Genomic DNA, 11,687 nt, shown 5'->3' on the forward strand with positions numbered 1-11,687 from the left:
GCCGTATCGCCGGCAGTGCGAGCCGATGCACACTGAATCCATGCGGAAATTCAGCGCGGGAGTGTTCCTTGCTCTCGGTGCTTCGCTGGGTACATCGGGCTGTGGCGTTGACATCGGTACGGTCGCCTGCGCAGGCTGGGTCTGGTTCGAAACGCCGCAGGATGCATTCGACGAAGCCGAGCTGGTGCTCGTTGGGCGCCCCATCGCCGAAGACGGACAGCAGCGCATCTACGGCTACGACGCCCAGATCCATGTTGTGAGCATCGAGAAGGTGCTCAAGAGCGACGTGGAGCAGGACGAGATCCGCATCGCGTCCATGCCGCAAACCTGCACGGATGTCGGCGTTGTCTACCCCAACGGTGATCCGTTGGACATGGACCAGAGGGTGATTATCTTCGCGTCAGAGCAGGAGGGACAGTGGTTCACGATTACGCCGGAACAGGGAGTTCTCAGCTTCGCCGAAGGCGAGGAACTACCCTTCTCAGTTGGCCCATGAGTATCCCGATCGAACAACGGACCCTATTCACCTGATCGTCACCAGACTGTCAGTTGCCTGACCACACGGGGCCAACGGACCTCCCTAGCGTGAGGAGCGCGACATCACTCTCACGCGAAAGGTACTTCCGCATGACGCCTCGAACTATCGGCAAACGCACCCTCGCAGGTGCGGCAGCCGCCGTCGTACTTATCCCTGCCACCTTCCTCAGCCTTCAGGTGGCCACTGCAAAGGAGAAGCCGGAGCCGCCCATCGATCCAACCGCCTACGTAGGCGGACCTCAGATCATCCCGGCAACCGGCGAGCCGGACAACGTGCTGCGGGGCGCCGTCTTCGACGACGCCAACAAGGACAGCATCCGCCAGCCCAGGGAGAAGGGCATCGAAGGGGTTGCCGTTTCGAACGGCCGCGATGTTGTCCTCACTGACAGGTTGGGCCATTACAAGCTGACAGTCGACGACGGCGACACCATCTTCATCTCGAAACCCGCCGGCTGGGACACCCCGGTTGACGAGACGAACTTCGCGCAGTTCCACTACCACCATTCGCCGGACGGCACGGAGCAGGACCTGCGGTTCGGCGGCCTGGAGCCCACCGGCCCCCTCCCGAAGGCCATCAATTTTCCCCTCGCCAAGAACAAGGCGAGCGCCGGCGACGTAACCTGCGGCATGCTCGGTGACGTACAGACCTACTCCAACCAGGAAATCAGCTTTGCCCGGACCGGACTGGTTCGCGATCTGTCCCAGCGTGAGGATTTGGACGCCTGCGGGCTGCTGCTGCTCGGCGACGTGGCGGGCGATGACCTCGGCATGTATCCGCGGCTGAAGGAGAATCTGTCCGCTGCCGGCGCGCCGATCCGCGCGGTCCCGGGCAACCACGATTACGACATCGATGCGACCAGCGACGAGTGGTCCTTCGACACGTTCCGCCAGCACGTTGGGCCCACGAACTTCTCGTACGACGTCGGCCAGCTGCACATCATCGGCCTCGATAACGTGCGCTACCCGTGCACCCCGGAGGACAACGAGGACGGCAAGCACTCGTTCTGCAATGACCCGGAGAACATGCCCGCCTACAACGGCAAGCTCGGCGAGGAGACCCTGGCCTGGATCGAGGCGGACCTGAAGAACGTGCCGATGGACAAGCGCGTGGTCATCGCGACTCACATCCCGCTGGTCTCGCACGCGGACATGACCAGCCCGAAGCACCAGACCGACGACGTCCTGAAGCTCTACGAACTGCTCGAAGGCCGCGAAGCGCTCTCTCTGTCCGGTCACACGCACTCGTTGGAGAACCTGACTGCGGGCTCCTCGTTCGGCCCGTGGAAGGAAGCGGTGGGCGTGGACTCGATTCCGTTCGACCACATTGTTGCCGGTGCCCCGAGCGGTGACTGGTACTCCGGCGACATCAATCTCGACGGCATTCCCAACGGCATCCAGCGCGACGGCGCCCTCCCCGGCTTCCTCACCCTCGAGACCGACGGCGCCTCCTACGTTGACACCTTCCATGCGACCGGGCGCGACGACGACCAGATGGCCCTCGCCGTCAATTCGCCGCACTTCCGCGACTGGTTCCAGACCCTCATGAATTGGCGCGCCAACACACCGTACAGCGCTACCGACGCTGTGCCGCCGGTAGCACTTGGTGACCTCGGCGATCCCGGCATGGTCACGCCGTCGGACCTTGCGGATGGAACCTGGCTCACGGCCAACATCTGGAATGGAACCAAGGAATCTTCGGTGAACGTCTCGATTGACGGCGGCGCACCTGTCGCGGCGACCCACACCCAGCCGGCCACCGGCGAAGGACAGCTCTCCGGTGCCGAGTATGCCGATCCGTACGCGGCCATCCGCCAGTTGCAGGTTGCGCGCTTTGCGTTCGAATCGACGTCGGGCAACCCGGAGGCGCAGGGATTCAGCCTGTATGCGGGCAGCCAGTACGGGCCATCGGCGCCGCGTCCGGGTAACAACATTGCCCAGACGATGTCGCACATGTGGCGTTTCGACCTACCCGGGGACCTGGAGGTGGGGGTCCATACCGCTGACATAACGACGACGGACCGCAACGGCCGAACCTTCTCGGAAACCCTGGTGTTCGAGGTTGTCGAGGAACGTCCGCAGCAGAACTTCCGCTCGGAACTCTTCGACTGACGCCGTGAGCAGGATCGCGCCCGGCCCCCTTTTGGGCCGGGGCGCGATTTAGCTTGCGCTAGCGGTTCACGAGCTTGAAGAACGTGCTGGACTCGCCGCTCGCCTTTTCCTCCTGGTACAGGAAAGCGAGCTTGTTGTCATCGAACTTCTCAAACCATTCATCCCAGCTGATGTGCTCGAGGCTGTCCTCGCCTGCGCCTCCGGGGAAGTCGATGCGCAGGACTCCGGCGTCGTCGTTGCCTTCCGTTCCCTTGACGCTGGCAGGCTTGCCGTCGTTGCTCTCGACCCACTTGCGGATCTCATCGTGGTCGGTGGTTGTCTGCGACGATGCCATGGTTCCTCCTCGTGCTCCGGAAAGTACAAAGTACCCTTACTAAAATACGCACCTCAGTTCAACGCATCAACCCCTCGTTGAAGCGCGTGAGCTTCGCTAGTGTGAACCCATGACGAGTCCGCTCGACCTGACTGTTTTCCCCGCGACGACCGACACACCGCAGCCTTCTCCCGCTGTCCTCGTCCTTCCCGGCGGCGGGTATGGAATGACTGCCGCCCATGAAACCGAGCCGGTAGCTCAATGGCTCGCCGCAATGGGTATTCACGCTTTCGTTCTTCGCTACCGGGTTGCTCCCAACAGGCACCCTGCACCGCTGACTGACGCCAAAGCAGCAATGATCCGTATCCGGGAGGGCGCGCACGGACTGCCGGTCGACATCAACCGAGTGGGTGTACTGGGCTTTTCCGCCGGCGGGCATCTGGCGGCGTCCCTCTCCACGGCCGCCTCCTGCGGTGATCCGCAGTTTGACGTGCCCGCGGCGGTACCGAACCTGTCCATCCTCTGCTATCCCGTCATTTCCTTCATGGACGCCGTTCACCAGGGAAGCATCGATAACCTGCTCGGCCACGCGCCGTCGTCGGACCTGCTTCGCCAACTTTCGCCGGACCTGAACGTGACGGCAGCAACGCCGCCGTCGTTCCTTTGGCATACAGCCGACGACGACGCCGTGCCGGTCGAGCACAGCCTCGCCTATATGCGCGCGCTGGTCCGGGAGGGAGTACCGGCGGAACTGCACGTCTTTCCGCACGGCGCCCACGGACTGGGGTTAGCGCTTGAAGAATCCGGTCCGGATCAATGGACAGACCTGTGCGAACAATGGCTCAGACGGCAAGGATGGGTGAAGTAATGGCGAAGCTGATTTACTCCATGATCGGGTCGCTGGACGGTTACATTGCCGACGCGAACGGCAATTTCGACTGGGCCGAACCGGACGAAGAGATACTCGCCTACATCAACGCACAGGAACGTCCAATAGGGACCTACCTCTACGGACGGCGGATCTACGAGCTGATGACCGTCTGGGAAACAGATCCCGATTCCGTTGCCGACTCCCCCGCAGCCAAGGAGTACGCCGAGATCTGGCAGGCGGCCAGCAAGATCGTCTACTCCACCAGCCTGCAGGACATTACGACGACGAAAACCCGGCTTGAGCGCTCGTTTGAGCCTGCCGCTGTGGAGGAGTTGAAGCGCACGGCGTCAGCGGACATCGGCATCGGCGGGCCGACGCTCGGCGTTCAGGCCTTCCGCGCAGGGCTTATTGACGAGGTGTATTTACTGCTGCTGCCGGTGATTATCGGCGGCGGCTTGAGTCTTTTCCCGGGGGATGTGCGGCTGGACCTTCAGCTCAAGGACACCCGCCGGTTCGCTAACGGCACGTTGGCTTTGCAGTACGACGTCGGTCGCTGAGTCCGCGTTTCGAGCGTACGACTTAGGCAGGGCGGTCGCCTGAAGGGCGGTCCTCTGCAGGTTTAGCGGACGTGTCGGGTTCAGTCGACTTGAGGAAGACCGACGTGCGATGAAACTCGCGGGCCATCAGGCCAAACGCCGCCGCAAACGCCGCGACAACCGCAAGGAACCACCATCTCAGTCCATCTGATCCGATGAAGGCCTGAGGCAAGAATATGAGCACATATCCGGGCGCAACCAACAGTTGTGATGCAAGGCCCTTACGCATTTGGATGACCAGGCCGCGAGCCACGATGCGTTCGTCCCCTTCGGCCTGAACGGAACCGCGAATTTGCCTGCGGCCACGCTTCGACTCTCCTTCGCTGACCAGGTGATGGATCGACGGCCCATCCGGCGTTACGAGAGGGCTCACCTTCTTCGATGAGTACACGAACCCGCTGATCATTACGGCAAGCCCCGAGAACATCACTCCAATCCCGAAGAGAAGCCGGTCAGCGCGCCCGGAAATGACCACCCCGACAATCCAGACCACAATTACCGACACGACCACGACCAGCGGAAGCACGGTGACGTAGTAACGCTTCACGGCCGCGGAGATGCCGTGGTCCTGAAGGCCGCCAGCCAGCCGGACGGCACGGTTCCAGCCAGCGGAATGCTCGGTTAGTTCCACGTCTTACCCCCGTTCGACCCACAGTGCCTCTAAGCATCGCTTGCAACGAGCCACGCACACAAGGGCTGTTCGAATCAGGGCGCGACAGCGCGGGCGCAACGAAACCTCTCTACTCGCCAGGAGGCGGTGATCACTTCGTTTCGTTGGGCGCGACAGCAGTGCTCTCGATCGTGCGTTATGCGCGTGTTCGGTGGTGTCAGAAGGGTGGCGGCCGTTCGGCTTGTTGCTCCGGTCCGTCTTCCTCAGCGGGTTCGGTGTCCGGTTCACCGTCACCGTTGCACCGGGCTCGCATGGTGGTGGTGAGGTTTTGCAGGATCCGGGTGGTCGGTGAAACCTCACCATCGCTTGGTGGTGGTTCTGGTGGTGTGGTGTAGGTCCGTCCCCCGGGCGAGGTCCACGACAGCCCGCCGCCGCCGCTGCCCTCCGGGTGAGCTTTCGGTGTCCAGTCGGTTTGATGCTTAAGCATGTGATGCCGTTGACAGACCGGATACAAGTTGTCCTGACAGGTGGCACCATCCTCGGCCCAGGAGATCAGATGATCCAGGTCACAGCGGCTGGCCTGCCGGTTACACCCATAGAAAGAACACGTTTTCTCCCGCACCTGTATCCAGGTGCGCAGGTCCTCACTGGGCCGGTACCGGGTCCGGTCCAAACCCAGCACAGCCCCGGTATACGGATGCGTGAGCAGCCTGAGGAACGAGGTGGCGTTACCGGCCAACTCCCGGGCGGCTTCTGCCGGGATCGGCCCGTAACCTTCCAACTCTGCCGGTTCATCGGTCAGTCCCATCAGAGAGAACACCGGGACGGTGACCAGGATCTTCGCCGTAGAAGGAACCAGGCCATCACTTCCCTTAGAACCTGATGCGTTCAGGAGGATGTCAGCGAACACATCAGCGCGGAGTTGGGTCAGGGTCCGCGGGTCATCGGCGGCCCGTAAACCGCGGGCGGTGGCATCAAGGGTCGTATGAATGGCGTGAGCCCGCTCCGCCGGCAGGTACGCGCTGAGCCAGGACATCCCATCCGGGCCCGGTTCGATGAGCACGCACCGCTCGGTCTCGGCTCTGACCCGGCGGGCGGTGATCGTTTCGGGATGCAGTTTCTCCCGCAACCGCCGACACCGTGCGGTGAGCTTGGGCCGGTTCAACTCCTGTGCGGTCTCCAGGACCTTCGCCTCAAACCCCGGTACAGCCTCCGCGGGAAGGGTCCGGGACTGCTCAATGATGACCGATGCCCTTCCTGGACACAGCCGGCCCTGCTCCAAGGCCTGCAGCGTGCCCGGCAATGAACCGGTCAACGCCAACGATTCAGACACCAGACGGGCAGCGGCACCCTCGGACAGCTTCAACAGTGCAGCTGTCTCCGACACGGCCTCGGTGAACTGCAAATCCCTACCCGACCACGACGAATTCCCGCCATCACAAGCCGAATATACCGCCGAGACCAGCCGGGCGCGCTGCCCTGCAGCCCACGACGTCAACCGGTCCGCCGCCCGCAACGCATCCAACGTATCTGCCAAACCCAACGAACCGAACGAAGCCAACGAAGCCAACGCAGCCGCGGAACCGGTCTGAGCGTGCTGCACGAAGCCGACCAACTCGTACGGGGACGCGTTCTCCACCCGAGCCCGGGCATGCTCATCAGGGAAGGAGCCACCGCCACCGGGATCCAGGTTCTCCTCGAAATACGCGCCACGCCAGCCCCGGTCCGCGTCACGATACGCGTCCTCAAGGCTCGGCAACCCGCCAACGAAATCCATACCCTCACTCAATCATCCGGCTCTGACAAAACCGGATCGAGCAGCACCAGAACCGAAAAACCGGCGTAGACCGCCGGTCTACGCCGAGGTCTACTCGAAACCCGAGGCCTTACTCCCCGAACCGCTATGGTTCGGCCAGACCCCATGTGGACGTCGAGACTGCCACACTGACCTTGAAGCAAATCAGGCCAGTAAGAACCTGCGACTTCTACAGTGAGGAGACCGCATGAAGATCTATGTGATTCTCGGCAGTGTTCTGCTTATCACTGCTGGGATCGTCAGCCTCGTCGTAGGCAACTGGACCGTCCTGACTGGCGCTTTGCTCGGATTAGTCATGGTCTTCACTATGGACCTGGCTTTCGATTGGAGCGAGCGATACTCCCAAGAAACCGAGCGGCATCGCGAGACACTGGTCGGCACTAGGACCGTCGAAGCAACGACCTACTATGACGACGACGGAAACGAGATACTCCACAACTCTTCTGACATGTTGCCACGGAAGGATCCAGCCGGCCCTGAAACGTCAGAGGGACAAGGAAAGTGACAGCATCCCTTCCAGAAAGGATCGTCGGGTTTGCCCGCCAACCCAGAAGAAGAGCGCTCCAGCCAGTGGCCCGAGCGCTCCTCAATCAATAGGTCCAGATGCCTAGCGCCCCGCTCGTCCCCGCGCCTTGGTGGGCTCGACGCTAAGCTCAACCTCGGTCTCGGAAGGGGCGTACGACGCATCGCCCACGTACCGAACCGTCAGGTTGTGGGTGCCCTCGTCAAGCATCACGCGGAAGGACAACTGCGCGGTCCCCTTCTTCTTCAAAGTCTGCGCGTCGATCACCTCGTCACCATTCAGCAGCTCAACCACGCCACCGGGCTGACCGGCAGGCGAGTTCACCGTCACATCAGCGATCGCCCTGCGGAACTGCGGGAGCGAATCGTCCTTCCACGTCACGGTCACAGACGTCTCAGCACGTCCGTCGTCGGCCTTCGGTACTTCGACCGTGAGGGCCTCCGCGACGTTACCGGCCACATCAACGGCCCGGTAGCGAACCGTAGTCTGTGCGTCGGAGACCACGATCGGTTCGCCGTACTCTGCGAAGGCCGCGTCGCCTACCGCGTACTCGACCCGGTCCACTCCGGAGCCGGCGTCAGTCGCCCCCAGCGACACAGTCCGCGCGTCCTCGTCCACCACAGCTGAGGTGACCGGCTTTTCTGTGTCCACCCTGATGTCCAGGCTTACGACGTCGGACACGTTGCCCGCCGCGTCGGTCGCCCTCGCGCTCACGGTAGAAACACCTTCGGTGGAAACCTCCACCGGGCCCTCGTACGGCTGCCACCCGGCACCGGCGTCGATCTCCAGCGTGGGTGCGGAGTCGCCGTCGTCGGTGGCCGTCGCGGTGACGGTTGCGGCCGACGTGTGCCAGCCCGAAGCCGGCGTAGCCGGATCGATCGCAAGTGAAGCAACTGGAGCAGCGTTATCAACAGGAGTGCCACCGATATTGATCTCGGCTGCACCGGCGAACGCGTTGCCCGGTATCGAGTTCAGTGCACTGAGCTTCACGTAGCGGCCGCGCGTGGATTCAAGCTCGACGGTCTGGCTGAACGTGTCCGCAGTGAACGCACCGGCAGCAACCGGGTCCGACCACGTTGTTCCATCGGCCGAAACCTGGATCTCGTAATCCTTGATCCGGCCGTTTGCGCCGCTCTGACGCGCCAGGTACTGCAGCCCCGTCACGTTGTATTCCGCCCCGAGGTCAAGAGTGATCCAGTGGGGGAACGCCGGCTGCGCTGCACTCCATTGCGTGTGCCAGATCGTGGCGGGATCACCGTCGAGCACGTTGATTGCCGCACCATCCTCGGCCTCGGTTTCCTCGCTATCGACGTCGTGAACACTCAACAGGGACTGATCCAGCGGATTCGCCAGCACCTTGAAGTCAGAGTCGACGTCGAAACTCACTGACGCTGTTCGCTCGCCCTGGCTGGCGGTGAGGGTGGCCTCACCGGCTGGAGTTTCCCTCGGAACCACGCCGTGACCGGTGAACGTACCGTCTTCAAGCGTACGCACGGAGTAGACGCGCTCCCCGTTCACGCTGATGTCCACGTAGTCGTTGGGCGCGAAGCCAGTGAGGCTCAGCGGTTCCCAGTTCCCTGCAACAGCGGCCTTGTCAGTGTGCCCGGCAGTAACGGCGGGGTCACCGGTTGGGCCGGGCTCAATCGGCGGCAGCGGGTTATCCGGCGCTACGGCAACGTTCACGGACCGGGTTTCGCCGGTCGAGAGCGTCAATGTGCAGGATGCATCAGCAGCGAACGCATGGTCCGCAACCGCACTGTAGACACCTGCACTGTGCAGGTTGTCCCGCTCCTGATCCTGGGTGAAATTCACCGGAATTATGGTGGTCCCACAGACCAGTTCACCGGTCAACGGCTCTGTAAGAGCACTGTTGGAGACAGTATCTCCATCCGTGGTCACAGTGTCAGCGACAATCGACGTTCCGTCCGCCGAAGACTTGGTACCCGGAGCGACAACCTGACCAACTGGCCACTTCGCCTGCGCGTTCGTCCGGGCGTCCAGATCCAAGCCGGCGACGTCGGTGGTCCACTTTGTTGTGGGAGTCTCGTAGTAGTTGGCTCCCTGCACGGTAAGGTGCTCACCGAACTGGCCGAGACGATCCTTGAAGGACTCGACGTCCTTTCGATCCGCGGCGCTCCACCCTGTCTCGAGTACTGCTGCTGCACGAGGGAGAGTCAGGTACTGCGCCTGGTCGAGGCCTCGCACCGTTTCAGACCAGAGCGGCGCGGCGACGCCAAGGAGACCGGACTCCGGCACGCCGCCTGGAACAACTGTTGTCGGTTCCCAGTTGTAATAGCGGTCGACGTCGCACGTTCCGGAGCAGGCCCAGCTAAGTCCGATCGGGGTTGCCGGGGTGTACTTCTGGTCGATGTAAGCACCGCCAGCAGCCGAAACCACAGCCTTGCCGCCCTTGGCGACGAAGTCCCTGACCCAGCTTCCGGCGCCTACCCAGTAGTGCACCACTGAGCCGTTCCAGTAGCCCGGCCCCTGCTCCAGTCCGGCTTCCGCATACTCACTCCAGCCGATCGTGCCTGCGCCGCCGGTTACCTCACGGACCTTGGGGACCACCTTCTTGATGAAGTCGACGTACCGGGTATGCCCCATTGCGTGAGACTCGTCCCCGCCGATATGCACGTAGGGGCTGTCGGCCATTTCCGCGACCTGCTTGAAGACGTGCTGCACGAAGGTGTAGCTAAGGTCCAGCTGCTCATCGAGTGCCGAGTAGCCGACATTGCCCGTACCATTCCAGGGAACGACGCCGGTCTTTGGGTCACGCGCGGGAAGCGAACGCTCCGTATTCAACTCGGGAATGGCGTACAGAGCGGCATTCGTGTGGCCGGGCACGTCAATCTCCGGGACGATGGTGACGAAGCGTTCCTTCGCGTACGCCACGATGTCACGGAACTCATCCTGGGTGTAGAACCCTGTGCGTCCCAATTCGTCCTGGTAGCCGCGGGTGTTCATGCCGGTCGACCCCGATACTGAGGTCAGGCGGCTGTAGTCGATGGGGTCCCCTTCGACTTTGCCCTCGTTCGTGATCTGGATCCGCCAGCCTTGGTCATCGGAAAGGTGGAAGTGGAGAACGGACATCTTCAGCTGGGACAGCGTGTCAATGTACTTCTTCACGGCATCGACACTCTGGAAGGAACGCGCGACGTCCAGCATCACTGCACGGTAAGAGAACCTCGGGGCATCCTCGACGTGAATCGCGGGCACGGCCCATTCCGTGTTCACTATAGTGTCCGAGTGTGCCCATGCCGGCAGGAGCTGGCGGAGGGTCTGCGTGGCGTTGAACGCACCGTGCGGCGTCTTGGCCGTGATGGAAACGCCGTCTGTTGTGACGTCCAGGACATACGACTCCTCGGAAGCCGCCGCGCCATCCACCGTGTATGCGGCATCGGGATCGACGGTGATCGTGATACTTCCGGCAGCTTCGCCGCCTGCCTGAACCGGTACGTCATACCCGGTGGAATCCCGCAGGCCCTGTGCGAGCAGCTCGGCTACCGGGGTGGCGTCGCCGGTGGTATTGATTGTCAGTGACGGCTCGAGCACGAAGGGGGCGGCGTCGTCGTCGTTCTCAACGACCGCAGGCTGGGGAATCAACGCGGCTTCCTCCTCTGGCTTCGGTTCCGGTCCGGTCCAGATTTCCAGTTCCCACAGCGAAACTCCATAGAGCCGTCCGCCAATAGGGGTGCGTTCGAGCGTTTGCATCCTGACGTACTGATAGGCGGTCAAAGGGTCGGCTTCCCCTCCGACAGTCTGGGTGTCCAACTGCGCGCACGCCGGCGCAACCTCGCCCGTCGCGTCCACCCAATTTTGCCCGTCGGTGGATACCTGGAGGACATACCGCTTGGCACACGCAGTCTCCCAGTAGATGTTGACATGATCGATGACAACCGGTTCGGCGGTCTTCACGGTGATCCAGGCGTCATCCGCGGCGTTGGATGACCAGCGCGACGTGTTGGTGCCCGCGGGTCCGGAAGTGATTCCGTCGATCACCTTCTCGGGTGTCCACCCGAACGAACCGTCACCTTCACTGCCGGAGGCCGATACCACCGCGCCGCTGGACTTCAAGGCGGCATTGACCGGCTCGGCGGCAGTCTCAGCCGCCGCACCCTGTTGAACAAAGGTGGCAGCAAGCATCATCAGGGCGATGGACGCCGCTGCGGTGCGGGCAGCCCGTCGAAACCCCTTCCAACGACGCCGGGGCAAGCGGCTTTCCGGCTTTGAAGCAACGGGGCTGAAGTGAGACATGTTGGCTCCTGGGAAGTTGAGAGCCGGCGTAGATGGAGGGCGAAATGTGAACTACATC

9 protein-coding genes are annotated in these 11,687 nt (G+C 62.5%); 5 read left to right on the forward strand and 4 right to left on the reverse strand.

Going from position 1 to position 11,687, the window contains the following annotated elements; all coding sequences use genetic code 11:
- The first annotated feature begins 40 nt into the window (after positions 1–40).
- Positions 41–496: a hypothetical protein gene (locus tag ACX80C_RS08995; protein WP_459326127.1), complete on the forward strand. Its 456-nt coding sequence runs from the start codon at positions 41–43 to the stop codon at positions 494–496.
- A gap of 131 nt (positions 497–627) precedes the next feature.
- Positions 628–2,646, forward strand: coding sequence for a calcineurin-like phosphoesterase C-terminal domain-containing protein (locus tag ACX80C_RS09000; protein WP_459326128.1), 2,019 nt, complete (start codon positions 628–630; stop codon positions 2,644–2,646).
- 58 nt (positions 2,647–2,704) lie between these two features.
- Here the strand turns inward: ACX80C_RS09000 and ACX80C_RS09005 are convergent, their stop codons facing one another.
- Positions 2,705–2,980: a hypothetical protein gene (locus ACX80C_RS09005; RefSeq protein ID WP_167995268.1), complete on the reverse strand. Its 276-nt coding sequence runs from the start codon at positions 2,978–2,980 to the stop codon at positions 2,705–2,707.
- A 109-nt stretch (positions 2,981–3,089) separates the two neighbouring features.
- Here ACX80C_RS09005 and ACX80C_RS09010 point away from each other — a divergent pair, with 109 nt between their 5' ends.
- The gene (locus ACX80C_RS09010; protein WP_459326129.1) at positions 3,090–3,827 is read left to right on the forward strand and encodes an alpha/beta hydrolase; all 738 of its coding nucleotides are present in this window, start codon (positions 3,090–3,092) and stop codon (positions 3,825–3,827) included.
- Complete coding sequence (locus ACX80C_RS09015; protein WP_459326130.1) at positions 3,827–4,387, forward strand: dihydrofolate reductase family protein; 561 nt, start codon at positions 3,827–3,829, stop codon at positions 4,385–4,387. Before ACX80C_RS09010 ends, ACX80C_RS09015 begins: the two co-directional genes overlap by 1 nt.
- A gap of 22 nt (positions 4,388–4,409) precedes the next feature.
- Here ACX80C_RS09015 and ACX80C_RS09020 read toward each other — a convergent pair whose 3' ends face one another.
- Positions 4,410–5,057, reverse strand: a complete 648-nt coding sequence (locus ACX80C_RS09020) for a hypothetical protein (protein ID WP_459326131.1) — start codon at positions 5,055–5,057, stop codon at positions 4,410–4,412.
- Positions 5,058–5,253: 196 nt separating this feature from the next.
- On the reverse strand, positions 5,254–6,813 hold the full coding sequence (locus ACX80C_RS09025; protein WP_459326132.1) for an HNH endonuclease signature motif containing protein: 1,560 nt from the start codon (positions 6,811–6,813) through the stop codon (positions 5,254–5,256).
- A gap of 226 nt (positions 6,814–7,039) precedes the next feature.
- On the opposite strand from ACX80C_RS09025, the gene ACX80C_RS09030 reads away from it, so the two are divergent.
- Complete coding sequence (locus ACX80C_RS09030) at positions 7,040–7,357, forward strand: hypothetical protein (RefSeq protein WP_459326133.1); 318 nt, start codon at positions 7,040–7,042, stop codon at positions 7,355–7,357.
- A gap of 102 nt (positions 7,358–7,459) precedes the next feature.
- On the opposite strand, the gene ACX80C_RS09035 is transcribed toward ACX80C_RS09030, so the two are convergent.
- A complete protein-coding gene (locus ACX80C_RS09035) occupies positions 7,460–11,629 on the reverse strand; it encodes a family 20 glycosylhydrolase (RefSeq protein WP_459326134.1) in 4,170 nt (1,389 codons plus the stop codon).
- Between the last annotated feature and the right edge of the window lie 58 nt (positions 11,630–11,687).

This window comes from Arthrobacter tecti, assembly GCF_054511355.1.

Bases quoted from the DNA above. Each gene is read 5' to 3' on its own strand.
- ACX80C_RS09035 (WP_459326134.1), bottom strand. From the start codon at position 11,629: ATGTCTCACTTCAGCCCCGTTGCTTCAAAGCCGGAAAGCCGCTTGCCC.
- ACX80C_RS09025 (WP_459326132.1), bottom strand. From the start codon at position 6,813: ATGGATTTCGTTGGCGGGTTGCCGAGCCTTGAGGACGCGTATCGTGAC.
- ACX80C_RS08995 (WP_459326127.1), top strand. From the start codon at position 41: ATGCGGAAATTCAGCGCGGGAGTGTTCCTTGCTCTCGGTGCTTCGCTG.
- ACX80C_RS09010 (WP_459326129.1), top strand. From the start codon at position 3,090: ATGACGAGTCCGCTCGACCTGACTGTTTTCCCCGCGACGACCGACACA.
- ACX80C_RS09015 (WP_459326130.1), top strand. From the start codon at position 3,827: ATGGCGAAGCTGATTTACTCCATGATCGGGTCGCTGGACGGTTACATT.
- ACX80C_RS09030 (WP_459326133.1), top strand. From the start codon at position 7,040: ATGAAGATCTATGTGATTCTCGGCAGTGTTCTGCTTATCACTGCTGGG.
- ACX80C_RS09005 (WP_167995268.1), bottom strand. From the start codon at position 2,980: ATGGCATCGTCGCAGACAACCACCGACCACGATGAGATCCGCAAGTGG.
- ACX80C_RS09000 (WP_459326128.1), top strand. From the start codon at position 628: ATGACGCCTCGAACTATCGGCAAACGCACCCTCGCAGGTGCGGCAGCC.